The 23,692-nt window shown below is 69.3% G+C and carries 16 protein-coding genes and 2 pseudogenes; 8 read left to right on the top strand and 10 right to left on the bottom strand.

Annotated features, from left to right (window positions below; all coding sequences use genetic code 11):
* Nucleotides 1-153 precede the first annotated feature (153 nt).
* Together ACFYW8_RS40150 and ACFYW8_RS40155 are read left to right on the top strand one after the other, a co-directional pair.
* Nucleotides 154-729 carry a TetR family transcriptional regulator gene (locus ACFYW8_RS40150; protein WP_389090805.1) on the top strand — a complete coding sequence of 192 codons (576 nt, stop codon included), beginning with the start codon at nucleotides 154-156 and terminating at the stop codon, nucleotides 727-729.
* Between the two features lie 511 nt (nucleotides 730-1,240).
* A complete protein-coding gene (locus tag ACFYW8_RS40155) occupies nucleotides 1,241-3,640 on the top strand; it encodes a beta-L-arabinofuranosidase domain-containing protein (protein WP_389090810.1) in 2,400 nt (799 codons plus the stop codon).
* A 681-nt stretch (nucleotides 3,641-4,321) separates the two neighbouring features.
* Here the strand turns inward: ACFYW8_RS40155 and ACFYW8_RS40160 are convergent.
* Nucleotides 4,322-4,828 (bottom strand): DUF6584 family protein, encoded by a 507-nt coding sequence (locus tag ACFYW8_RS40160; RefSeq protein ID WP_389090815.1) that lies wholly within the window; start codon nucleotides 4,826-4,828, stop codon nucleotides 4,322-4,324.
* A gap of 150 nt (nucleotides 4,829-4,978) precedes the next feature.
* Between ACFYW8_RS40160 and ACFYW8_RS40165 the strand changes: the two genes are divergently transcribed.
* Entirely contained in the window at nucleotides 4,979-5,452 is a 474-nt protein-coding gene (locus ACFYW8_RS40165) for a GNAT family N-acetyltransferase (protein ID WP_365878640.1), read from the top strand.
* 210 nt (nucleotides 5,453-5,662) lie between these two features.
* On the opposite strand, the gene ACFYW8_RS40170 is transcribed toward ACFYW8_RS40165, so the two are convergent.
* Nucleotides 5,663-7,039 carry a serine hydrolase domain-containing protein gene (locus ACFYW8_RS40170; protein ID WP_389090823.1) on the bottom strand — a complete coding sequence of 459 codons (1,377 nt, stop codon included), beginning with the start codon at nucleotides 7,037-7,039 and terminating at the stop codon, nucleotides 5,663-5,665.
* A 104-nt stretch (nucleotides 7,040-7,143) separates the two neighbouring features.
* Here ACFYW8_RS40170 and ACFYW8_RS40175 point away from each other — a divergent pair, with 104 nt between their 5' ends.
* Nucleotides 7,144-7,839: a TetR/AcrR family transcriptional regulator gene (locus ACFYW8_RS40175; RefSeq protein ID WP_389090827.1), complete on the top strand. Its 696-nt coding sequence runs from the start codon at nucleotides 7,144-7,146 to the stop codon at nucleotides 7,837-7,839.
* Nucleotides 7,840-8,100: 261 nt separating this feature from the next.
* Here ACFYW8_RS40175 and ACFYW8_RS40180 read toward each other — a convergent pair whose 3' ends face one another.
* The 4 genes from ACFYW8_RS40180 to lanKC form a co-directional block, all read right to left on the bottom strand.
* Nucleotides 8,101-8,733, bottom strand: a complete 633-nt coding sequence (locus tag ACFYW8_RS40180; RefSeq protein ID WP_389090831.1) for a glyoxalase — start codon at nucleotides 8,731-8,733, stop codon at nucleotides 8,101-8,103.
* A 97-nt stretch (nucleotides 8,734-8,830) separates the two neighbouring features.
* The gene (locus ACFYW8_RS40185; protein ID WP_389090836.1) at nucleotides 8,831-10,591 is read right to left on the bottom strand and encodes an ABC transporter ATP-binding protein; all 1,761 of its coding nucleotides are present in this window, start codon (nucleotides 10,589-10,591) and stop codon (nucleotides 8,831-8,833) included.
* 311 nt (nucleotides 10,592-10,902) lie between these two features.
* Nucleotides 10,903-11,040 carry a SapB/AmfS family lanthipeptide gene (locus ACFYW8_RS40190; RefSeq protein ID WP_107065889.1) on the bottom strand — a complete coding sequence of 46 codons (138 nt, stop codon included), beginning with the start codon at nucleotides 11,038-11,040 and terminating at the stop codon, nucleotides 10,903-10,905.
* Between the two features lie 104 nt (nucleotides 11,041-11,144).
* Nucleotides 11,145-13,949 (bottom strand): class III lanthionine synthetase LanKC, encoded by a 2,805-nt coding sequence (gene lanKC, locus ACFYW8_RS40195; protein WP_389090842.1) that lies wholly within the window; start codon nucleotides 13,947-13,949, stop codon nucleotides 11,145-11,147.
* 617 nt (nucleotides 13,950-14,566) lie between these two features.
* Here lanKC and ACFYW8_RS40200 point away from each other — a divergent pair.
* Nucleotides 14,567-15,442 carry a hypothetical protein gene (locus tag ACFYW8_RS40200; protein WP_389090845.1) on the top strand — a complete coding sequence of 292 codons (876 nt, stop codon included), beginning with the start codon at nucleotides 14,567-14,569 and terminating at the stop codon, nucleotides 15,440-15,442.
* Between the two features lie 261 nt (nucleotides 15,443-15,703).
* Here ACFYW8_RS40200 and ACFYW8_RS40205 read toward each other — a convergent pair.
* Nucleotides 15,704-15,886 (bottom strand): annotated as a pseudogene (locus ACFYW8_RS40205) (ATP-binding protein); the annotation flags it as partial.
* 74 nt (nucleotides 15,887-15,960) lie between these two features.
* Nucleotides 15,961-16,332 carry a S24/S26 family peptidase gene (locus tag ACFYW8_RS40210; RefSeq protein ID WP_365878654.1) on the bottom strand — a complete coding sequence of 124 codons (372 nt, stop codon included), beginning with the start codon at nucleotides 16,330-16,332 and terminating at the stop codon, nucleotides 15,961-15,963.
* A 321-nt stretch (nucleotides 16,333-16,653) separates the two neighbouring features.
* Between ACFYW8_RS40210 and ACFYW8_RS40215 the strand changes: the two are divergent.
* Nucleotides 16,654-17,160: pseudogene (locus tag ACFYW8_RS40215) on the top strand (phosphotransferase); the annotation flags it as partial.
* 37 nt (nucleotides 17,161-17,197) lie between these two features.
* Nucleotides 17,198-17,860 (top strand): class I SAM-dependent methyltransferase, encoded by a 663-nt coding sequence (locus ACFYW8_RS40220; RefSeq protein ID WP_365878658.1) that lies wholly within the window; start codon nucleotides 17,198-17,200, stop codon nucleotides 17,858-17,860.
* A gap of 58 nt (nucleotides 17,861-17,918) precedes the next feature.
* Here the strand turns inward: ACFYW8_RS40220 and ACFYW8_RS40225 are convergent, their stop codons facing one another.
* Complete coding sequence (locus ACFYW8_RS40225; protein WP_389090853.1) at nucleotides 17,919-18,764, bottom strand: alpha/beta hydrolase; 846 nt, start codon at nucleotides 18,762-18,764, stop codon at nucleotides 17,919-17,921.
* Between the two features lie 394 nt (nucleotides 18,765-19,158).
* Nucleotides 19,159-20,316 (bottom strand): ROK family protein, encoded by a 1,158-nt coding sequence (locus ACFYW8_RS40230; RefSeq protein WP_389090857.1) that lies wholly within the window; start codon nucleotides 20,314-20,316, stop codon nucleotides 19,159-19,161.
* Between the two features lie 176 nt (nucleotides 20,317-20,492).
* Between ACFYW8_RS40230 and ACFYW8_RS40235 the strand changes: the two genes are divergently transcribed.
* Nucleotides 20,493-23,681, top strand: coding sequence for a glycoside hydrolase family 3 N-terminal domain-containing protein (locus tag ACFYW8_RS40235; protein ID WP_389090862.1), 3,189 nt, complete (start codon nucleotides 20,493-20,495; stop codon nucleotides 23,679-23,681).
* The last annotated feature ends 11 nt before the right edge of the window (nucleotides 23,682-23,692 follow it).

The following is a 23,692-nucleotide window of genomic DNA, read 5'->3' on the forward strand; positions in this document are numbered from 1 at the left end:
GGCCGAAAGGTCGGGGTCGCTGCCACCAGCGACGAAAACTTCCCATTTAACGACAGTCACTGGCGCTAAGTAGCGCCAGTGACTGACCTTACGTAGCGCCAGTCACTGGCGTCAAGGAGCGTCAGTCACCGGCGCATGCGGTATCTTCGAGGGGTGCCACGAAGCGGAGCGGAAGCGCGCCGCCGCCTTCAGGAGGCGGCTCTGGAGCTGTACCGGGAACGCGGGTTCGATCAGACCACCACTGCTGAGATCGCCGCCCGGGCAGGAGTCAACGAGCGCACGTTCTTCCGGCACTTCCCGGACAAACGCGAGGTGCTCTTCGGTGGCGAAGCCGACCTGCGTGCCGCCCTGACGCAGGAGGTCGCCGACGCCCCCGACGGCCTGCAGCCGCTCGGCATTCTGCTGTGCGCCTTCCGGAAAGCTGGACGAATCCTTGAGGACAACCGCCCGTTCTCCGAGCCGCGGCTAGCGGTCATCGCCAAGACCCCAGCCCTCCGGGAACGCGACTTGGCCAAGGCCGCATCCCTCACCGAAGCCATAGCGGAGGCGCTACGTCAGCGCGATGTCCCCGACCGGCTGGCCGGTCTGGCCGCACGAACCGGCTGGGCCACCTTCCACCACGCCGCCCAAGCCTGGATCGACGACCCCTCGCAGAGCTTGGACGCACATCTCCTCCAAGCCTTCGACGATCTGCACGCCCTCTCCGCGACCGCCCCACCGGAGCAGTAGCCCCTACCTCGCCATGCCCGAAATCTGGCCGATCGCTACTCGCGACAACGGCTCCGGAGTCAACCTCTGAAGGGCTTCCGGAGCCGACCGCTGAGGGCTTGCAGAGAATTAACATGTTGCTTCCCGGATCCGGGCTCTAAGACGCCGCAACGGGCCATCAGGTCCTGACCGCTTGGCGCCGACACGGATTCGCGCGCATCCGTCGTCACTGTCACCGGCGACAGAGTGTGGTGGATTCGCCGCTGAACGAGGATGCCGCAGCGCGTCCGAAGCGTGACTGTGCGGGTGCTCTTCGCGTGGTGCGCGTGAACTCTGGACAGGCGGACCGGGCCGTGCTGTCATGTCCGCGGCACTATTTCCAACGTTGTAGAAGACCGCGGCGCTTCCCACCGCTTTCCGCCTTCACGCCGCCGAACCGCCGCTGGATGATCCGGCGTTGTCCGGCGTTGTCCGGCGCGAGACAACGTTGTCGCACAGCGAGCCGACCCCTCTCGGAAGGCAGGTCATCTGTATGTCGATCAGCAGGCGGAAAATCCTCGGTATGGGCTCCAGCGCCTTGGGAGCGGCGGCTCTCGGAGTCGCTTTCGCGGGAGCCGCGGCCGCGGTTCCCCAACCGCGAGCCGAAACGCAGGTGCCCGACAGATTCCAGAAGCTGCCGCCCGGCAGTGTGGTCGCCCGTGGCTGGCTCGCCGGCCAACTCCGTTTGCAGCTCGCCGGATTGTGCGGCACGTACGAAAATGTCTCGCACTTCCTCGATCTCGCCACCACCGGCTGGGTTCATCCCGAGCACAACGCCTGGGAGGAGGTGCCGTACTGGCTGCGCGGCTACATACCGCTGGCGATCGCCACAGGTGACGCGCACGCGCTGGCCCGCTCGCGGGAGTGGGTGGACGGGATCCTCGCAACCCAGCAGAGCGACGGCTTCTTCGGACCGGGCGCCTTACGCACCGCACTCAACGGAGGCCCGGACTTCTGGCCTTTCCTGCCGCTCCTGCAAGCCCTGCGGACACACGAGGAGTACACCCACGATCAGCGGGTCGTGCCGTTCCTGGTCCGTTTCCTTCGTTACATGAACGCCCAGGGGCCGGGTGCGTTCAACACCAGCTGGGTGTCATACCGTTGGGGCGACGGTCTCGACATCGTCGTGTGGCTCCACCGCCGAACCGGCGAGGCGTTCCTGCTCGATCTCGCCGCCAAGATGCACACCTACGGCGTCGACTGGACCGGCGCCACCCCGAGCCGGCACAACGTGAACATCGCCCAGGGCTTCCGGGAGCCCGCTCAGTACGCCCAGTTGACCGGCTCCGCCGAGCTCACCCGGGCCACCTACCGTGCCTACGACACCGTCATGGGCACCTACGGGCGTTTCCCCGGTGGCGGCTTGGCCGGCGACGAGAACGTCCGGCCCGGTTTCACGGACCCCCGGCAGGGCTTCGAGACCTGCGGCATCGTCGAATTCATGGCCAGCCACGAGTTGTTGACCCGGATCACCGGCGATCCGGTGTGGGCGGACCGCTGCGAGGACCTGGCCTTCAACATGCTCCCGGCCTCGCTCGATCCCGACGGCAAGGCCGTTCACTACATCACCGGCGCCAACAGCATCGACCTCGACAACCGTCCCAAGACACAAGGGCAGTTCCAGAACGGCTTCGCCATGCAGTCCTTCCAGGCCGGCGTCGACCAGTACTGGTGCTGCCCGCACAACTACGGTATGGGCTGGCCGTACTTCACCGAGGAACTCTGGCTCGCCAGTGCCGACGGCGGTCTGGCCGCCGCCCTCTACGCCCCGAGCACGGTCCGGGCCACGGTCGCGGGCGGAGTGACGGTCACCGTCACCGAGGAAACGGGCTATCCCTTCGAGGACACGGTCACCTTCACCATCTCCACGCCCCGTCCCGTGTCCTTCCCTCTTCAGCTGCGCGTGCCGGGCTGGTGCAAAGGGCCGCGGCTGCAGGTCGACGGCACTCCAGCAGCGGCCTCGGACGGCCCGTCCTGGGCGCGGGTGGAGCGCACCTGGCGCGACGGCGACATCGTCCGCCTGCAATTGCCTCAGCAGGCCCGGCTGCGCGCCTGGCCCGGCCAGCACGGCGCGGTCAGCGTCGAGAGAGGCCCGCTCGCCTACTCCTTGAAGATCGGCGAACGCTACGACCGCTACGCGGGAGATGCCATGTTCCCCGCGTACGAGGTCCACGCGACCACCGCATGGAACTACGGTCTCCTTCCCGAGACCCAGCTGATCCCCGCACAGACCAGTGCCGTCGTGCCGGACCAGCCGTTCACCCCGGGTACGACGCCTCTTCGCATCTCGGCGCAAGCCCGGAGGATCCAGGAGTGGGTCGCGGACGACGAACACGTCGTCGCACCGCTCCAGGACTGTCCCGCCCGCAGCGAGGCTCCGGTGGAGACGGTCACCCTCATCCCCATGGGGGCCGCTCGCCTTCGTATCACGTCGTTCCCCACGGCGGCACCCGACGGCCGCCCCTGGACGCCGGAACCACCGTTCCGCAGGCTCGCCAACAAGAACAGCGGGAAGGTCCTCGCCGTCGACGGGATGTCCACCGAGAACAGCGCACGCGTCGTGCAGTTCGACAATACGGGGACGGGTGACCACGCCTGGCAGCTGGTCGACAGGGGTGACGGCTGGTATCTGATCCGAAACGGCAACAGCGGCAAGGTACTTGGCGTCGACCGCATGTCCGTGGAGAACAGCGCGATCGTTGTGCAATTCGAGGACAACGGAACAGACGATCACCTGTGGACACTGGTCGACGACGGCGCCGGCTGGTATCGCATCCGCAACAAGAACAGCGGCAAAGTCCTCGGCGTGGACCGGATGTCCACCGACAACAGCGCGCAGGTGGTCCAGTTCGACGACAACGGAACCGCCGACCACCTGTGGCGGTTCCTGTGATCGGCTGAGCCGGGCGCGGCGATGGACCGGCGGTCGTGTCCACCGGCCGCCGAACTCGTCCACCGCTCCGCCGGACCACCGTCGACGCGGTCCTCTCGGTCGCGTTCCGGCAACCGGCTTCCGATCATCCCGGCGGACCTTCTACTCTCGGAGCAGGTGAAGTCGGGCTCTCGCCCATGCCGCAGGCTCCCGGACCCCGAGCCGTGACTCACTTGTGAGGCCAGCTGGAGCCGCATCGCCGACTGCGCGGCTCCAGCCTCGCGCCCTCCAGGACGTGCAGGCGAGGCAACCCCCGCAGCCCCGCGCCACCGTCCGGAGGGCACTCGCGCGAGGACGACCGGGGGGAGCCTCGGTCCCTCGCGCGTCCGGCCGCCGCCGCGCCGCGCGGCGGCGGCCGGACCGGCGAAGCGTCCGCCGGTGGGCACGGCCGTTCACGGACCGGATCATTCCCCTGCCCGGCCCCCCGACGTCACAGCGACGGCGACGGCGGCACTGGGCATACCGGCTTCAGCGGCGGCCTCTGACGCCTGCCCGGGATGCGGGCCTCGTCTGCTCCGTGAGCGGGACCGCCGCGAAGTCGGTGCCCTCGGTGCGCGGTTCGTCCGTGACCGAGTGCCGGACGGCCAGGACGCTCCGAACCCGGACTCTGCGTGGCTCCCTCGTGGTCGGGGGCGACTCGAGTCAATCGAAGAGCGCGACGAGCCCGTTCACCCAGACAGCGAAGAACGCGAGGACCACCACCAGGCATCCGGTCGCGACCAAGGCGTCGGTGATGGCGCTGCCCTTGCCGACTGTCCTCCGGCTGGACGGCACCGTGTCCCAATCGACGGGGTGTCCCATGGCGTCGGAGCAGTCTGCTCGCACGGCTTCCAGCTGTTGTCTGGCGAAGGCCGATGTGGCAAGAGACTCGGGCCCCTGCCAGGCGAGCGCACGCATGCGCTTCGGGGCGGTGTCGTACCTCGCCTCGAAGACCGAGGTCTCGGATGCGTCCCGGTCCTGTTCGAGGTACATCCAGCGGCCCGCCTCCGCGGGCTCTCCGTACAACCGGTAGGTCTCGCCCAGGCGGCGGCGAAGTGTCAGGTCGTTCGGAAAGGACGACACGAGCCCGCGCAGGCGCTGGCGTGCGACGGGGACCCGGCCCGCGGCCAGGTCCGCGTCGACTCGGGCGAGAGTCTCTGTCAGGGACATGAGCGCATCATCGGGTATCGCGGTGACCGTCGTCGACCTGATTTGCTGTCACCACCGGCTCGCCCCGTGGTCAACGCCCGGTGAGATCTGCTGAACCCCGCTGAGACGGGGCTTCGGTGTTGTCCGGTGCGGTGCTGACCGGCGTCTGCCATGATCGTCTTCATGGGGATGGACATAGTGTCGGCCGATGTGGCCGACTTCCACCAGGTCTTGATGGATCACCCCCGCTACTGGGGCGAACGCGACCTGCGCTCCCTGCACCTTCTCGCATTGGTGCAGGAGTTCGGTTCCATGTGTTTGGTCGCTCGTGCCGAGGACGGAATCCGCGGGTACGTCTTCGGGTTCGTCACTCCGGACGGCACCGGCTATGTGCATCTGATCGCCACACGGGACGACGCACGTGGAACCGGCCTCGGGCGCCGAATGTACACGGCGTTCGCCGAAGCGGCGGAGTGTCACGGTGCACGACGGTTGAAGGCGATCACGTCGGTCGGGAACACCGGCTCGATCGCCTTCCACCGCAGCCTCGGCTTCGACATGAGGATCGTCGACGACTACAACGGGCCCGGCCGGACCATGGCCGTCTTCCACCGGGCCCTGCCGCTGGACGTTTCGGTGCCCTGACCGGTCAGCCGTCACCGGTGCCGAGCGGGCGGTTCATGGGAGACGCGGACCGGCGCGCATGCGGTGGAGGCCGGCCGTGTGTGCCGGCACGCGGGAGCGGATCGCGTCGGCTCCGAGGCGGGGGACGGGTCATGACGGCACGTCGGCCGCCCCCGGTCCGGGGCGCGGCAGGGGCGGCCCCTCAAGGGGTCCGCCCCTGCCGGCGTCGGCTCAGGACGTTCGCGGGCCCCGGCCGAACAGCCGGCCGGCGAGGTCGACGCCGGTGACCGTGCCGTTGGCGTCGCGGGAGAAGTAGCCGCGCTGCCCTTCGAGGCCGCCCTCGGTGATGACGTAGTCGTTCCCGTCGCCGGGAAGGAAGCCGATGTTCGCGGCCGGGTAGTCCGGGGGCATGTCCTCGTCCGATGCCTCGCGGATCTCCGGTTTGATCCCGACCTCCAGGGTGAGGCGGGTGCCGTCGGTGGCGATGTCGAGGTTCAGGGCGTCGATCTCGTAGTGGCCGACGACTTGCTGGGCCTGTGCTTCGTCGTACGGGAGCGGCTCCACCGTCTTTTCGACGTAACCGAGGTAGTGCTCCAGAGTCCACCGCACGATGGACTGGTTGAAGGGATAGCCGTCCGGACCGACGTTGGCCAGGGAGACCACCGCGAAGTCGCGCTCGGGCACGATGAGCAACTCGGCGAACTGGCCGTTGCCCGATCCGCCGCTGCCGATCCCGTGGAGTCCGTCGAAGTCGTGCAGGAACCAGCAGATGCCGAAGCCGTCGCCGAGCGTACTGCCGCGCATTTCGACGGTCTGCTCCCGCATGCGGTGCAGGTCCGCGGCGGGCAGTACGCCGTCGCCGTCGCCGAGTTGAAACCGTGCCCAGCGCAGCAGATCGCTCACCGAGGAGGCGAGGCCGCCGCCGGGGTTGTCGCCGCGCGCACCCTCCTTGAACGCGTTCCAGGGCCGGGCGACTCGCAGTGCCCCGTCCGCGTCGCGGTTGTAGCCCACGGCGAACTTGCGGATCATCACCTCCGCCAGTCCGTACACGGTGTCCTCCAGGCCCACCGGCTCCAGGACGAGTGAGGCCATGGCCTGCTCGAAGGGAAGGCCTGTGACCTTCTCGACGATCCGGCCGGCCAGGTTGTAGCCGGCCTGGCTGTACGAGGCGCGGGCTCCGGGCGGAGCGATCAGCGGAAGTCCGGGCAGCTTCGCCACCAGCCCGGCCAGGGAACGGTCACCCGCGCCGTCGTCGATCAGGTTCCAGTCCAGGCCCGCGGTGTGGTTCAGCAGGTTCAGGACGGTGATCCGCGCCGCGGCCTGCTCGTCGGCCAGTCTCAGTTCGGGCACGTAGTGCCGCACGGGCGCGTTCAGGTCCACCCTTCCCTGGGCGACAAGGCACATCAGCGCGGTGGCTGTGAAGGTCTTGGACACCGACGCCAGAGGGAAGAGGGTGTTCTCGTCGACCGGCAGCGGGTTGGCGAGGCTGGTCACACCGTGCGAGGCGTGGATCTCCCGGCCGCCCAGCAGCACTCCGACGGCTGCGCCCGGAACGCCGAACTCCGTGGCCTGCGACGTGACGAACTCCGACAACTTGTCCTGCGACATGGCTCCCCCTTCCGACGCTTGAACTAAGTACGAGCAGCAGCGTACGACTCACTTGAACAAAGTGCAAGACTCGTCATGAACTAAGTTCAAGTACCATGGTGGCCATGCCGCGAGACACGCTGACCGCAGACCGGATCATTCGTGCGGCCATCGAGCTGCTCGACGAAGAGGGGCTGGACGGCCTCAATATGCGGAGCCTGGCGCAACGCCTCGGCTCGGCCGCCACGGCCGTCTACTGGCACATCAAGAACAAGGACGACCTGGTCCGGCTCGCCAGCGACGCTGTCTGGACCGAGGTCGAGGCACCCGACCTCGACGCGACCGACTGGCGCACGGCGGCCGCCGCCCACGCTGTCGGCGTGCACGCGATGCTCACCCGGCACCCCTGGCTCGTCCAGGCGTTCGGCAGTCACCTCCTGTACGGACCCGCCCAGGCCGGCAACAACGACGTCAGCCTGGCCATCTACGAGAAGGCGGGGTTCGCCGCCGCCGACGCGGACCGGGCGGCCGGTGCCGCGCTCGCCTTCGTGCTCGGCAGCGCGCTCGGCCCCGCCGCGCAGGTTTCCCTGAACCGTCGGCTGAACAGGAGCGGCGCGGACGCCGAGCGACTGATGGCCGACGCCATGGAACGTGCCACCGAAACCGCCATGCGATTCCCGCACCTGCGTACACGCCTCGACACCACGGCCGCGGCGGAGTACGCCGGAGGGCCCGACAACGCCTTCGAGTTCGGCCTCCAGTCCCTCCTCGACGGTTTCGAGGCCCGGCTCGCCGCCGGCGGCGAGCGGCCGGGCCGGTGACGCGCGGCAGGACGCGGGTGGGCCATCCGCGTCAGGTCTGACCCCCGGGACTCCCGGCAGCGGCCCTCACGTCTGCGGGGTCCGGGCGCGCAACCGGCCGAGTGACTACGGCTGGTCAGGGAGTGGCCGGGACGGCGAGCGTTGGGCCGGCTCCTGTTTCGGGATGCGGGCGACGCCGGTTCGGTGCGGTGGCTGACGTCGCGCGGGACTTGCCGCGCCGGGTCCGGCGGGTCGGGGCGGAGGGAGGGGCGGGGGCGCCGGTCAGGGCTGTGTGGGGGTCGAGGAGAAGGCTTCCCAGGTGAAGCCGTCCGGGTCGGTGAACGCCGTGGTGGAGCTGGTGACGGCGACCCGGTGTGATCCGCTGCCGTCGTCGGGGACGCCGAGGTCCTTGGCCAGGCCCGGGCGCTTGTAGAGTGCGAGTTTGACCTGGTTCGCATCGCCTGGGGCGAATTCGGCGTATTTGCCGCCGAAGCTCTTGGTGACGGTCAGGCCCTGCTCGACGTAGAACCGCTTGCTGGCCTTCACGTCCTCGACGCCGAGCAGGAGCACCGTTTCGTCGATGGCTCCGGTGGCCGGGCCGGTGTCCTTCTTCGCCGAGGTCGCGATCTTCCAGATCGTTCCGTCCGGGGCCTGTACGACGCCGCCGTAGCCCCACAGGGACTTCGACGCGGGCTTCAGTGATGTGGCGCCGGCCATGAGGGCGGTGTCGATGAGGCTGGTGACGTCGGCCGGCTGGGACACGGTGAGACCCAGGGTGAATCCGCGGAAGCCGGTCGTGGGCGCCTCCGAGGCACGCAGGCGCAGCTGGGAGCCGAGTTTGAAGGTGGCGTCGTAGAAGTTCTGGGCGGCGGCGGAGTCGTCCACCTCAAGGGTGACGGATGCGATGGAGGTCATGCGGATCACGCTAGCCGCGGCCGGGTGACGGTGGCTTCTTCGATCCTGCTCGATCCGGTCACCGGGTGATTCGCCCGCCATGCCGTCCCGCCTTTCCTCAGTGTCCGGTGACTGCCTGGCTGGCGATGAGCTGCCGGTAGGGGGCACAGCGCGCGAGGAGCGTGGGGTGGTTGCCGGTGTCGGTGACGGTTCCCTGGTTGAGCATGATCACGTGGTGGGCGTGCTGGACGGTGGAGAGGCGGTGCGCGACGACGATGACGGCGCGCGTTGTCGCCAGGTTTTCGATGATGGTGCGGAAGCGTTGTTCGTTGAGCCCGTCGAGTTGGCTGGTGGGTTCGTCGAGGAGGACGATTTCGGCGTCGGAGAGCAGGGCGCGTGCGAGTGCCATGCGTTGCCTCTGGCCGCCGGAGAGGTCCGTTTCGCGGCCCAGGTGGGTGTCGAGGCCCTGGGGGAGGCGGGCGATGTCTTCGGTGAGTCCGACGGCGTCCAGGGCGGTGGCGAGCTCGGTTTCGGTGGCCTGGGTGGTGCGGCCGAGCTGGAGGTTTTCACGGGCGGTGGCTTCGAGGAGCGTGAAGGTCTGGTCGACGTAGGTGATGCGGGCGCGCAGAGCGTTCAGGGGCCAGTGCCGGGTGTCGTGGCCGAGGACGGTGATGGTGCCGGAGGAGGGCCGTATGAAGCGGTCGATGAGGGCGAGAGTGGTGGTCTTGCCGGCTCCTGAAGGGCCCACCACGGCGGTGAGTCCGGTGCGGGCGGTGGTGAACGAGATGCCGTGCAGCGTGGGGTGGCCGGCTCCGGCGTGGGTGTAGGAGACGGAGTCGAAGGTGACGGCGGGTGCGTCGGGCAGCGGTGTGGGGGCGGCCTGTTCGTGGTCTGCGGGGTCGTTCTCCGGCGGGAGGAGCAGCAGGTCGTTGCAGCGGTCGCGGGCGGCGAGGCCCGACTGCAGCCGGCCGAGGCCGGTGGCCAGTGTGTTGACGGACGGGATGGCCTGCAGCAGGTAGAGGAGGAACGCGGCGAAGGCGGCGGCCTTGATGTCGCCGGCGGCGAGGCGGGCGCCTCCGGTGAGGATCACGGCGATCATGGCGAGCTGGTTGCCGAGGGTCAGCACGGCGGGGATGAGGGTGCCCAGGCGGGCGCCTTCCAGGGAGATGGAGCGCAGCCGTTCCGCGTCCGCGGCCAGAGCGCGGGTGGCCAGCGGCTCTGCCCGGTTGGCCTTGATGGTGGTGAGGGCCTCCAGGTTCGCGGTGAAGCGCTGGGCGATGTGCCCGACGGCGTTCTGCTGGCCGGTCACGTTGGCCCGCATGCGGCGCAGCACGAGCATCACCATGAGGGTCAGGCCGGTCAGGGAGACAAGGGTGACCAGGGTCAGGACCCAGTCGATCCACACCATCACGGCCAGGGTCGCTGCGATGGTCACGGTGGCAAGGGGCAACTGGGTGGCCACGTCCACGACTTGGCGCAGCAACAGGGCGTCGGAGGTGATCCGGGCGGCCAGTTCCCCGGTGCCCTGGGTCCGGACGACGGGCAGGGGCAGTCGTAGCGCGTGTTCCATCAGGGCGATGCGCAGCCGGTAGGCCATGCGTTCGCCGATGCGGGCGAGCAGGAAGCCGGAGCAGGCCTGGGTGAGCGCGCCGGCGGTGGCGGCCGCGCACATCAGTGTGATGTGGCCGGTGAGCGGGTGGTGGTCGGAGAAGTCGGTGATGACGTCCCGCAGGAACAGGGGGAGGGCGAGGGTGGCGACGGTCGCGGCGAGTGCGAGGAGCAGGGCGGCGGTGAGTGGGCCGGGTTCGGCGGTCAGTTCATGGCGCAGCCGCAGTGGGCCCGTTGTGCGGGGAGCGGGGGGAGGAGGCTCGTCGGCCACGGGGAACCTCTCTGGATGGCGGGGGAGCGTCGTACTTGGGCGCGCACCTGGCGTAGGGAGGGGCTGTTGAGGGGCTTTTGAGGTGGAGGCCGAGAGGGCGCCGGGTGGGGTGAAGTCGTGTGGGCCGGCGGGGCCTCGGCGGGAGGGCGCTGCGTTGGTGGAGCGCGCTGCGTTGGTGGAGCGCGCTGTGGTGGTGGAGTGGGCCGGGAGAGGAGGGGTAGCGGGGCGCTGTGAGCCTGCGGGCGACCGGCCGGGCCGCTGGTGGCGGCCCGGCCGGCTGTGCTGTGTGTGCCCCTACGGGGTGGTGCTTGTCAGACGCAGAGGATCGTGCTCACGGTGCTGGTGCCGCAGTTGAGCACGCTCAGCGAGCTGGTGCTGGCGAGGGTGTCGTCGATGGGGGTGGCCTCGGTCTCGGGCAGGTCCATCGTCTGGAGGTCGAGGATCATCATGTCTGTTCTCCTTTGTTGTCACTGACGGGTGGATCACCCGGCCGGCGGCCGGGAGCCTGGGGTGCGCAACTCCGTTGTGCGTGTCGCGGCTTGCGGTGACGTGGTCAGTGGTGGTCGGCCGTGGCCGGCGGGGCGGTCAGCGGGGTCCGGCCGTGCCCGGCGGCCGGGTACTCAGCGGCGGCTGGACGGTGCTCGGCCATGGCCGACCGCGGCGGGGCGGGGGCCGCCGGCGTCGGGTCCGGTCCGCCGGTCCAGGGGAGCAGGGGAGTGCCGGCCAGGGCGGTGCCCAGGGCAAGGAGTACGCCCGCGGAGCCCGTTGCCAGGTCTGCGGAGAGTCGTAGGAGCTGGTCTCCGGGGAAGGCGAGGTGGCCCTGGTAGGAGATCTGGTGGAGGGCCAGGAGCCTGCGGTGGCGGTCCAGTGCTGTCTGGCAGTGGGCGGCCGCGTCCGGGCCCTCCGCGTCCGGGACGTCCAGGGTGTGTCGGGCGTCCGCGCTGTGCAGGCGGTGCTGGCCGTGCGGGCCGTGCGGGCCGTGCGGGGTTTGCGAGGTGTGCGGGCGGGGCCGGGTGAGGGCGAGGTAGCCGAGGAGTCCCGCGCGACCGTTGAACAGGCCGGGCTGGATGATGAATTCGGGTTCGGCCGCGCGGCGGATCGGTGCCCGGTAGCGGGCTGTGGGGCTGCCGGGGTGGTGGGCGAGCAGGGCGTTCAGGGCCAGTCCGATGCCGGTGCTGCCGGTTTCGATGTAGGGGAGGACCCGGTATTCGTCGAGGACCTGGACGGTGCCGTCGGCGGCGGTCACGCACCGTTCGAGGTCCAGTTCGAGCAGGGTCTGGGCCCGGTCGAGGAGGGTGTGGTCACCGGTGTGTTCGTAGAGGCGGATCAGGGCGAGGGCGGCACCGGACGCGCCGCCCATCAGGCCGGCTTTCCGGCGCCCGCTCGCGGGGCCCGCCTTCTCGAGTTCGTCGGCCGCGGCCTGTGCGTGGGTGAGGGCGGAGTCCAGCAGCAGGGGGTCGCCGGTGGCGGTGGCGAAGTGCAGCAGGGTCAGGGCGATGCCGGCGCGGCCGGAGGAAAGGTCCGGGCCCGGTGGGCTGTCCGGAGTGGCGTGGGTGAGCCGGTGCAGCAGGTCGAGTGCGGCGTCCCGTTCGCCGAGCAGGTCGAGGGTGTAGGCCACGCCGTGTCCGCCGGTGTAGAGGCCGGGTTGGACCCGGCGGTTGCGGGCGGCGTCGGTGAGCCATTGGACGTGTTCGGCGTCGATGGCGGCACCGGTGGTGTGCAGGGCGTAGAGCACACCGGCCGCTCCGTGGGACAGGCCCAGGGCGCCCTGGGTGAACTGGGCGATGTCGCCGGGGAAGAGCCGGTCGGCGCGCTGCGGGGTGGCCATCGCCCGGATGCCGGCCGCGAGCGAGTCGCGGACGGCGGTCCAGTCCGCTTGTGGACCACTCAGCAGGGCCTGCGTCTGCGCCCTGCGCAGGCCGAGTTCGGGTCGGGGGGTGCGGCCGTCCGAGGCCGAGGGGGCCAGCAGACGGCGGATCTCGGCGGTGTATTCCGGGGGCACGGGGAAGCGGCGTTCGATGACGTCGGCGAGTTCGGCGCCCTTGCCCGCGTCCAGGGTGGGCAGCTGCGCCAGCGGCAGGAACAGCCACAGGCGGATCGCGGCCAGCCCGTACCGGTCGATCTCGGGGCCGGTGTATCCCTTCGGCGCGGTGAAGCCCGCGGCACCCAGCGCGGGACGCACGAAGGCGTCGACGGGGCTGGCGAGTTCGAAGTCGATGAAACAGATGTCGCCGTCCGGCCGGATGATCAGGTTGCGGGGGTGGAGATCTCCGAAGACGACTCCACGGGCGTGCATGGTCGCGAGGATGTGTTCGATCCGGTCCACGACGGCGATCGCTTCGCGGGTGTACTCGGCGACGGTGGTGTCGTCGGCGTCCGGATGGATCAGCGGGTACCTCGCGGTCAGCCATTCGCTCAGTGACTGTCCCTCGATGAACTCCTGGACCAGGAAACGGTGTTCCCACACGGTCAGCATTTCGTGCAGGGCGGGGACACCGGGCAGTCCGGCCAGGCGGGCCATCATGTCGTGTTCCTGCTGAAGCCGGGTGACGGCGTCGACCCCGCGCTGGTCAAGACCCGCATGGGGGCGGGCCTCTTTCAGGACCACCTGCGGACCGTCGGCGTCCTTGCGCCCCAGGTAGACCCCGCCCGCGTTGGAGAAATGCAGGACCCGCTCCACCGTGTAGGGCAGTTCGTGCTGCCGGCCCGCCGTGCGCTCGGTGATGGCGGCCTCGACGAAGGCGGGCACGGGCGCCCAGTCGGGGACCGAGAAGCCGGCGCCGCGGACATCGGGGACCAGCCGGCCGTCCGGGTCTTCGAGGGCCAGCACCCGCTCGCCGGAGTCGTTGTGGCAGTGGCGCTCCGCGAATCCCCCGTAGCGCAGATACAGCGGGCCCTCCCCCCAGCGCAGATCGCTGAGAATGTACGGTCCTCGGCGGCCTGCCAGCAGCCGGCCAAGACCGTCCAGGCACCGCTTCAACTCGGCGTCGCCGACCGGGTAGAGCGTGCAGAACTTCCCGCTCGACCCGCGTGGTGAGTACTTGGAGTTCTGCATCTGCAGGATCGGCAGCCCGCGCAGGAACTTGAACGTGACGTGCTCGCGCAGGCAGTAGTCGTAGACCTGCTCCAGCACCGCCTCGGCGTCCTCGGCGCACGAGGACACATGGATCTTCCAGCCCTGCGTGGGCAGTTGCACGTTCTGAGGGCGTACCACCGCCCAGATCTCCAGGTCGCCGCGCTCCCATCCGGCGGGCAGCGGCCGGCTGACGGCCGGGAACTCCTCCTGTGCGCCCCACCGTCGCGGTGAGTCGTAGAAGATCGGGTCTGCGTAGGCGTAGGCCTCGTACCGGTTGTCCATCGGACTTCTCCTCAGGGCAGGGACGTGTGCAGGCGGGACAGCGAAGGGGAGTGGGGTAGCTGTCCCGGCCCGGGAGCGGGAGCGGGTTGCGCATCTTCGGCGGCGGGCCGGATTCCCTGGCAGGGCTGCGACAACTCGAAGTATCGGGAAAGCGATTCTTCGTCCACAACGGCGTGAAAGAAGGCTTTTCCTAAGATATTCGCCCCGGCGTGGTGCCGGGACTGCGATCTTTCGAGAGCGCCAAGGCGTACACCGGATCACCGGGCTGGTCGGCCGCGCCGCGCAGATGCGGGCACGGTCGAGACCGACGGTGTTTCACCGACGCTGTGACCAGGGCATTCCGCAGGACGGGGCCGTGTCGAGAGTCCCCGATCACGTGGGCCTTGGGATGCGCCCATGACCGCATATGCCGAGTGCCGGGCGATGCGGAGTATGACTTGGGCGTGGTGCCCGGCCCTGGAGGATCCGTTTGTCGTACTGGCGAGGAGAGTGGACTGGCGACGCCGCGGGTCGCCGGGGCACCCTCCCTGAGCAACGCAACCCGCAGGACCGCTCCACGCGAACCCCGGGCGCGATGCACCTTGATCTTTTCAGTTCCGCGCCTGTTCAATCAGCGGATGAATGAGACCGATGTCGACCTTGGCACCGTCACGGCGCCCTCCGGGATGCTCGTGCTGGGGATGGCCGGCCGGATCGACTACTGGCCGCAGGTGGGCCGGCCGCTGTCCGAGCGGGCCCGAACCGCAATGGCCGTCGGCGGTGGCCACCTGCACGGACCCGAGGACAGCGAGCCGTCCGCCTGGATGTGCGAGGCGATCGCCGTGGCAGCCGCCGCAGACCGGCCCCTGCAGGTGCGGGCCAGGACATCGGGCTCACCCTTCGACGGGGGACCGACGATCGCCGTCCTGGAGGTCGACCTCGGTCTGTCCTGGCCCGGCCGCGATGACGGCGAACCCGTGCGGCTCGGCGACCTGCCGGTCGACCGGTGCGGCATGGTTCTCGGCGACGCCCAGGCGCTGGACGGTTTCATCGGCCTGGGCGGCCGGTCGACCGACGGCCTGGCGGACGTCACCTACTGGGGCAAGTACACAGACACCGTTCATGCGCAGTTCGGCGGTGACCGCATCCCGCAGCATCCCAGTGGACACGGGCCGCGCGGATGGCTCGACCTCCCTCTGGCCGAGGCCGAAGCGGTCGCCGAACGGCTCCGGACCTGGACCCGCGAAGGACCCGGCAACGGTCTGATGGTCTCCGTCGACGCCCACACCGACTTTCACCGATTCAACCGTGCAGGATGGAACCACCCGTTGCTGGCCGGCGCCGTCGACCTCGGCGGCTGCCCCGTTCTCGGTCTCGGCTGGGAGCCCGGGGACCACTCCATGCGCCATCGCGGACAGCGGGCCCACGGACAGGTCTACCCCGCCACCCTCGAATCCCGCGCAGGCGAAACCGTACTGCGCTGGATCATCCCGCCCTACGACCCTGGCCGGTGAACCACACCCGCGCTGGAAGAGCGCCGGAGAAACCTGGTTGAACTGTACGGTTGAGCCGTACACGCTCGCCGGATGAGCCAGAGCACACAGCCGGGCCGCCGGGACGGACCCTGGTACCGGGTTCGCACCGGGCACTTCGAAGCCGCCTTCGATCTCGCGAACGCGCACTGGTTCTGCCATCCGTGTCTGCGTACTGCTCTCTGTGCACCGCCAGGTGCGGCTGACTCATCCGGAGGGACTGCCGAGGGGGACCGCCAGCTGTCAGGCCGCATCCGTGTCGCGCTCGACAGCGGCGAGCCGGTTCTTGAGGCGGTAGCTGGGACCGTTGATGGAGATCACGTCACAGTGAAGCAGGGGCCGATCGAGGATGGCGGTGGCCAGGACCTGGTCACCGAACACCTGTCCCCTTTCGCTGAAGGTCTTGTTCGAGGTCAGGATGATCGAGCCCTACGCGGTGGTGCGCGTTCACTGGTACGCCGGCAATCCGCATAGCTCGGCGGCCCGATGCCTCTGGAGCGTCAGGTTGAGGGGGAGTCGTTGGAGGCGGCCGCGAGCGTCTTGCCCACGACTCGTGACCGGGTGACACCGTCGACTGCCACACAGATCCCGAAGATACGATCGTGGCTGGTCCAGCCGTTGACGCGGCCTCGGTTACTGCTGATCTGCACCCGCTTCCTGGCGAGGTCCACGGACGACACCAGATGCAGGTAGACCGTCCCGGCGACACGGGCGAGAACGATGTCACCGACCTCCAACTTCGACGGGTCGACCGGGGCGACGACCACGTGCTGCCGACTGCGTATCAGCGGGACCATCGAGGAACCGCTGGGCCGGAACGCCACGGTGGCCCCGCCGGCAACCCTGCCTGCCACTGCATCCAATGCACCCATCCAATGATCGTGGCAGATTCCCCTGCGCCAACCCACGGATTTACTTCTCCGTGCTCCGTGCTCCGTGCTCCGTCAGCGAGGCGAACGTTGCCTGATGCGGCAGTGGATCATCGGGAACCTGAAGGTCCGGCGCCGTCATTTTCAGCGATAGACCCCTGGGTTCATGGGGAAGACGCTGGGTCGGCTTCGACCGGCGGGCGCGTGGAGTCCGTGTAACGGAGGACGGCCAGTCGAGAAAACCGATCGACAACCGAGTCCACGGGGCACTGTGATGGCTCCGACTGCCCGCCGCATGGAGCGGGCCCACAGCAGGAGCTGTTCTTGGCAACCGGGAGAACCGCGGACCCCGGCCCCGCGATCGATGCCGCACTGGCGAGGCGCCTGGTCGATACGCAGTTCCCGCAGTGGGCCGAGCTGCCTCTCAAGCTGCTCGACCCGGCCGGTTCGGACCATGTGATCTACCGGCTGGGCGAGGACCTGTCCGTCCGGCTGCCCAGCCATGCGGGGGCCATCAGGCAGGCCAAGAAGGAGTCTGAGTGGCTTCCCAGGCTTGCCCTGCACCTGCCGTTGGCCGTCCCGGTAGCGGTGGCGGTGGGTGAGCCCGCCTTCGACTACCCGTGGCCGTGGGCCGTGTCCGGCTGGCTGGACGGGGAGGTGGCGACTGCCGAGGCACTGGCCGACTCGTCCCGGGCTGCCGTCCAACTGGCTGGGTTCCTCACCGCCCTTCAGGCATTCGTGCCCGGGGACTTCTCGGTCGAGGACGCTCGCGAGGACCTCACCGGCCGGCCGCTGGCCGACCGGGACCGCGCGACGCGGGCCGCATTCTCCGGGGCTCAGCTCAACGCGAGGAACTATTGTCGCGAGCATGGTCGAACACGATGTCCTCCGCGTCACCCGCGACGCCTACGACGACGCCGCCCCCCTGTATGCAAAGCTGTTCCGCGACACGCTGCGTGAAAGTCCCCTGGACCGCGCGATCCTGAGTGCCTTCGCCGACGTGGTACGTGCGAGTGGGGACGGTCAGGTCGCGGACCTGGGGTGTGGGCCAGGCCATATCACGGCCCATCTGGATGAGTTGGGGCTGGCGGCGTTCGGTGTCGATGCCTCTCCTGCGATGATCGAGTTGGCTCGACAGGCCTATCCGGACCTGCGGTTCGAGGTGGGCTCGATGGCCGCGCTGGACATCGCTGACGGCGCGCTGGGCGGCGTACTCTCGCGTTGGTCCATCATCCACACTCCGCCGCAGGAACTCCCCGTCATCCTGGCGGAGTTCCATCGCGTGCTGGCACCTGGCGGCCACCTTCTGATCGGCTTTTCGGCGAGCGAGGATCCGTCTCACCCGACGCAGGTCTTCGACCACACAGTCGCGCCGGCCTATCGTTGGTGGCCCGATCATCTCGCCGCGATGCTGCGCGACTCCGGGTTGGCCGAGGTGGCCCGGATGGTTCGCGAGCCTGAGCCCACCGACCGACGACAGTTCCAGGGCGTTCAACTGCTCGCCCGCAAAGCCCAGTCGGAGGCTGTCTGAGCCGAAGGCACGACCGCGGCCGGAGTGAGCGGGCCCGCGCGGCGTCAGGCCGAGATCGTCAGTGGCCGGCGTGGTCCGCGAGCCAGTCCAGCGCGGCCCCGCCGACGTTGAGAATGGAGATGTGTCCGTCGTCCGGGCTCAGTCGCAGCTCTGCCGCGGGGCAGCGGCCCGCGAGCCACTGGCTGTGCGAGCTGGGCACGACCCGGTCCTGGCCGCCGTGCAGGAACAGGACGGGCGCGACGACCTGGCCGGGGTCGAATCCCCAGGGGGCGACGTAGGCCAGGTCGTCGTCTATCAGCCCGCCCGGACCGGCCTCCATGGCTGGACCGACGACATCACCGAACCAGGACCACTCATCGGAGAGTGCGGCGTGATCGGCCGGGGTGAACATGTCCGGGTCGTACTCGGCACCCGCCACGTAGGTCTCCTTCGCCGCCCTCCCCGCGGCGGCCGCGCGCAGGGACCGCACGCCGGAGTCCGTCATACCTGCGAACCAGTCGAGTCCTCCGGCGCCGAACGGGGCCGGCCCTGCCACGCTGACCACGCCGAGGACACGTTCTGGCAGCAGCGCGCCGCATGCCAAGGCGTGCGGACCGCCACCGGAATGGCCCATGACCGCGAACTGATCGATGTTCAGCGCATCGGCGATGGCGGAGACGTCGGCAGCCACCGACGCCACGTTCCGGTCCGGGCGAGGGGTTGATCCGCCGTACCCGGGACGGTCGTACGACACCCAGCGGATGCCGATCCGGGCAGCGTCCGGAAAGAGGGGCTCGGGAGGCGTGCCGATGTTCGGTGTGCCGTGGTGCCAGAAGACGGCGAAGCGGGCGTCGGAGTCATCGGCGCCGGTGTCGTAGACATGCAGTCTGCGCCCGTCGCTCAGCTCCAGATCGGTCTCGGTCACATCGCCACCCCTGACGCCTGAACATCCATGGTCACTCAAACCCCAGCGGTACGAACCTACCGGTTGTCGTTCTTCGCTGGTGTCGGGGCACGGCCCGGTGTCACCGGTGCAGGCCGGCCGTCGCCCACTCGCCGTCAGCCGGAAGCCCGCGTTGGGCACCCCGTGAGGCAACGACCCAGTCGTGTGCTCCAGCCGCCGGGGGAGGGAGGCGTATCCGAGGTCGATGACGAGCCGCCCTCGTGCTCCGCGAGGAAGCCGCTGCACGCCGGACCAGACGACGGCTGCGCGCCGAAGCCTCCCAGCACAGTGATCCGCGTACCCTCACGCTACGAGACCCGCCGGCCGGCACCTGCTCCTCTTCCGTGCGCCCGCGGCCCGGTCCTGGGGTTCTGGGTCAGCTACGGGCGAGCGCGCCGGCGAGTGCTGCCGCCCCGACCAGTTCCGCGTTCTGCCCGAGCTGGGCGGGCAGGATGTCGAGGGACGCGGCGATCGCGGGCTGGGCGTTGTGCTGCACCGCCGAGGCGACGCCTTCCAGCAGTGGGCTGCCCATGGCCCCGAGTTCGCCTCCGATGATGAGTGCGGCCGGGTTGAGGAGGTTGCTCAGGACGGACAGGACCCCTCCGAGCATCAGGCCCGCGTCGTTCAGGATGCGCCGGGTGGTGGGGTCGTCCGGCTGGTCCGGGAGCGAGGCGTCGGGATCCAGGTTGGGATGCGTGTGGGCGACCTGTGCCATGACCGAGGAGACGGAGACGACCGCCTCCAGGCAGCCGCGTCTGCCGCACCGGCACAGCTCCGTGTATCCGGGCAGTGGTGTGTGGCCGATCTCCCCGGCGAAGCCGAGCGATCCCCGGTAGGGCTCGCCGTTGAGCACCATGCCCGCGCCGATGCCGTGGGACACCTTCACATAGAGGAAGTCCGTGTAGCCGCGGCCGGCACCCCGGCGCAGTTCGCCGTAGGCGCCGAGGACGGCGTCGTTCTCGACGTGGACCCGCAGACCCAGCCGGTGTTCCAGTTCCCGTCGGGGATCGAGGCCGACCCAGCCGGAGAGGATGGTGGGTGAACGGACCAGGCCGGAGGCGGAGTCCAGCGGGCCGGGTATGCCGACGACGACGGTGGAGAGGTCGTCGACGTCGTGCTCCTGGCGAAGGGCCCCGAGCATGTCCGCGGCGGCGTCCATGGCCTTGGCCGCGTACAGGTCGACGTCCAGGTCGGCGCGTTGCTGGGCGATCATGTGGCCGGAGCTGTCCACGACGGCGACGTTGATGTGGTTGTGTCCGAAGTCGAGTGCGGCGGAACTGCTTCGGCGGGAGACGCATCGCAGTACGCCTGCGGGGCGACCGCTGCCGCTGCCCGGTCCCTTGGCCGCCGGATCGCCCTCCGTCACGCGTCCTTCGGCTATGAGCCGCGAGACGGCGTGGTTGACCGTGCTGCGGGACAGGCCGGTGGCCTCGACGAGGTGCGCGCGCGTGAGGGCCCCGCCGCCCTGCATGACGCGGAAGATCTCTTCCCGGGTCCTGTTGCGCGGCGAGGAGCGATCGGAGGTCACGTCCATGCGCCGATGATAGTGACCGCCCTTCATTACGCCAATCATTGGCGGATTTGGTGGGACGGTTTGACGTAAAACCCGAGAATCACAGTTGTTTTCAGTCATTGACGGACTGAAAGGTGCTCCATAACCTCCTCTTGCGTCCGGCTCTCAGCCGGACTGGGACAGAGAGGACGCTGTCGATGACCTTCCTTCCGCGACACCACCGGATCAGACCGATGATCGTGGCCGCCGCAGCCTCGGTCGTGGCGTCCACGCTGATGTTCGGTGGGTGGATTCCCGCTCAGGCGGAGGCCACCGACCCGCGGCCCGTGAGCCTGGAGCAGGCCGACGCCGAGCTGTCCCGCACGGCGGCCGAGCAGGGCATGGTCCTGCTGGAGAACCACGAGCAGGCACTCCCCATCGCGCCGTCCGGCAACATCGCCCTCTACGGCGTCGGCGCCTACCGGACCGTCAAGGGCGGCACCGGCTCGGGCAACGTGGACAACCGGTACACCATCACCGCCCGTCAGGGCCTGGAGAACGCCGGCTACCGCGTGACCACCGGCGACGCCTACTGGTCCGCCATGACCAGCGCCTACGACACCAAGTACGGCACCCCCTCCGGGAGCATCCTCGGCCCGGCGATCGACTACGCCTCCGTGGAGCAGCCGCTGACCGCGGACACGGTGAAGCCGACCGCCGCGACCGGCACCGCCGTCTACGTCATCGCCCGCAACTCCGGTGAGGCGTTCGACCGTTCCTCCGGCAAGGGCGACTACCTCCTCGGTGACACCGAGCGGGCCGACCTCGAACTGCTCGGCCGCACCTACGAGCACGTGGTCGTGGTCATCAACTCCGGCGGCATCATCGACACGAGCTTCTACCAGCAGATCAACGCCGCCGAGAAGGACTCCTCCGGCGGCCGGGCCCTCGACTCGATGCTGCTGATGAGCCAGGCCGGCCAGGAGAGCGGCAACGCCCTGGCCGACGTCCTCGACGGGACGGCCACCCCCTCCGGGAAGCTCACCGACACCTGGGCGTCCAGCTATTCCGCCTACCCGGCCTCCGGGACGTTCGCGAACAACGACGGCGACTCCGCGACCGAGGAGTACAGCGAGGGCATCTACGTCGGCTACCGCTACTTCGATTCCTTCTACCGCTCGATCAACAGGAGCGATCCGGCCTCCGTCGTCAACTACCCGTTCGGCTACGGCGGTTCCTACACCGACTTCAGCATCCGGGCCCAGCGGGTCACCGCGAACGCCAAGCGGGTGACGGTCACCGCCAAGGTCACCAACACCGGGCATCGCTACAGCGGCAAGGAGACCGTGCAGGTCTACGTCTCCGCCCCCCAGACCGGCGCCGACAAGGCCTATCAGCAGCTCGCCGGTTACGCCAAGACGGACGACCTGGCCCCGGGCGCCTCGCAGACCGTGACGATCGGCTTCAACACCTCCTCACTGGCCTCCTACAGTGAACCCCGTGCCGCCTGGGTCCTCGACGACGGCGACTACCTGGTCCGCGTCGGCAACTCCTCCCGCACCACCCACGTCGCCGCCGAGCTGAACCTGGCGAGGTCCGTGGTGACCGAGCAGGACCACAGCGAACTGACCGACCAGAGGCCCGCGACCGAACTCTCCAGCAACCCGGCCGACTTCTACACCTACGCCGCCGAGGAGGAGGAGATCGCCGCCGCCCGGCGCGTCACCCTCGACCCCCGCGCGTTCCACACCGAGAACAAGGCCTCCGCCTACGAACAGGACGTGACCGTCGAGTCCTCCTCGCCCTACTACGCCCTCGACGGGGCGAAGGTCTCCTCCACCACCGTCCACCTCGACCGCGGTGCGAAGGACTGGGAAGGCACAGGCGCCCCGTACACCCCCAAGACCGGTGAAAAGGTCGAGTACGTCCGTACCGACCCGGGCGACACCCTCTTCGACGTCGTCAGGGGCGGGACCTCGATCGAGCAGTTCGTCGCCGGACTCTCCGTGAAGCAGCTCGCCGACCTCGTGGAAGGCTCCGGCGCCCCCGGCACCACCGCGTCAGCCGTCGGGGCCGCCGGATACACCACCGGCGCCCACGAGGACCTCGGCATCCCGAGCATGACCCTGTCCGACGGGCCCGCGGGACTACGCCTCACCCAGCAGATCGCCACCACCCCCACGACCTATCAGTACGCCACCGCCTGGCCCATCGGCACCCTCCTCGCCCAGACCTGGGACCGTGACCTGGTCGATCGGGTCGGCACCGCCGTCGGCAAGGAGATGAACGTCTTCGGCGTCGCCCTGTGGCTGGCACCCGGCATGAACATCCACCGCGACCCGCTCAACGGCCGCAACTTCGAGTACTACTCGGAGGACCCGCTCGTCTCCGGACTCACCGCGGCCGCCACCACCCGGGGCGTCCAGAGCAACCCCGGCGTGGGCGTCACCATCAAGCACTTCGCCGGCAACAACCAGGAAACCGCACGCAACTCCGGCAACGACATCGCGGGTGAGCGGACCCTGCGCGAGATCGAGCTCAAGGGCTTCGAGATCGCCGTCAAGGCAGCCCAGCCGATGTCCGTCATGAGCTCGTACAACAAGGTCAACGGGACCTACGCCTCCGCCGACTACGACCTGCTCACCGACGTGCTGCGCGGTGAGTGGGGCTTCAAGGGCACAGTCATGACCGACTGGGGTGGCGCCCACGGCGCCACCAAAACCATGTACTCCGGCAACGACCTCATCGAGCCCGGCGGCAGGCCCTTCGACATCGTCAACGCGACCGTCAAGGCCACGCCGACCGTCGACGTCAACGGCCTGCCCGCCTACGCCAAGACCGTGAGAAGCGTCGGCTTCACCAGCTACACCTTCCAGCTCGGCGGACTCACCCTGGCAGCCGGCGGCACGGCCGGCGTCACGTCCACCGTGGACTCCTCGACCGACCTGTCCAAGGCTCCGCTGTCCGGCACCACCATCATCGACGCGATCAACAACCAGACCTACACCGCGCATCCGAAGTACACCTCGGTCGACGACGCCTACCGGGCCGTCCAGGAGCTGCTCGCCTCCTCCGCCCTGACAGCCGCCCAGAAGGCGGCGATCACGGTCTCGAACGTGCAGCACGCCACCGCGGGAGACACCGCGAGCCCCGTGACCGCGTACACCGTCACCCTCACCGGCAACTACCCGGCCGCCGGCGCCTACACGATGCGCCTGGGCGACCTCCAGCGCAGCGCGATCCGGATCCTCACCACGGCGTCCAGGACCACCTCCTTCCAGCAGCTGGCCAGGTCCCGGAACGTGGGGGGAATCTCGGTGGGCTCCTACACCCGGCAGTTCAAGTACCTCGACCCGATGGTCACCTCCACCAGGAGCCGAGTCGATCAGCCCCACCACAAGCACTGACGGACCGGGCG

Origin of the sequence: Streptomyces sp. NPDC002742 (assembly GCF_042888885.1) — a bacterium.
In the GTDB taxonomy this organism is placed as follows: Bacteria; Actinomycetota; Actinomycetes; order Streptomycetales; family Streptomycetaceae; genus Streptomyces.

Bases quoted from the DNA above. Each gene is read 5' to 3' on its own strand.
- ACFYW8_RS40155 (WP_389090810.1), top strand. From the start codon at position 1,241: ATGTCGATCAGCAGGCGGAAAATCCTCGGTATGGGCTCCAGCGCCTTG.
- ACFYW8_RS40160 (WP_389090815.1), bottom strand. From the start codon at position 4,828: ATGTCCCTGACAGAGACTCTCGCCCGAGTCGACGCGGACCTGGCCGCG.
- ACFYW8_RS40165 (WP_365878640.1), top strand. From the start codon at position 4,979: ATGATCGTCTTCATGGGGATGGACATAGTGTCGGCCGATGTGGCCGAC.
- ACFYW8_RS40170 (WP_389090823.1), bottom strand. From the start codon at position 7,039: ATGTCGCAGGACAAGTTGTCGGAGTTCGTCACGTCGCAGGCCACGGAG.
- ACFYW8_RS40175 (WP_389090827.1), top strand. From the start codon at position 7,144: ATGCCGCGAGACACGCTGACCGCAGACCGGATCATTCGTGCGGCCATC.
- ACFYW8_RS40180 (WP_389090831.1), bottom strand. From the start codon at position 8,733: ATGACCTCCATCGCATCCGTCACCCTTGAGGTGGACGACTCCGCCGCC.
- ACFYW8_RS40190 (WP_107065889.1), bottom strand. From the start codon at position 11,040: ATGATGATCCTCGACCTCCAGACGATGGACCTGCCCGAGACCGAGGCC.
- lanKC (WP_389090842.1), bottom strand. From the start codon at position 13,949: ATGGACAACCGGTACGAGGCCTACGCCTACGCAGACCCGATCTTCTAC.
- ACFYW8_RS40200 (WP_389090845.1), top strand. From the start codon at position 14,567: ATGAATGAGACCGATGTCGACCTTGGCACCGTCACGGCGCCCTCCGGG.
- ACFYW8_RS40210 (WP_365878654.1), bottom strand. From the start codon at position 16,332: ATGGGTGCATTGGATGCAGTGGCAGGCAGGGTTGCCGGCGGGGCCACC.
- ACFYW8_RS40220 (WP_365878658.1), top strand. From the start codon at position 17,198: ATGGTCGAACACGATGTCCTCCGCGTCACCCGCGACGCCTACGACGAC.
- ACFYW8_RS40230 (WP_389090857.1), bottom strand. From the start codon at position 20,316: ATGGACGTGACCTCCGATCGCTCCTCGCCGCGCAACAGGACCCGGGAA.
- ACFYW8_RS40235 (WP_389090862.1), top strand. From the start codon at position 20,493: ATGACCTTCCTTCCGCGACACCACCGGATCAGACCGATGATCGTGGCC.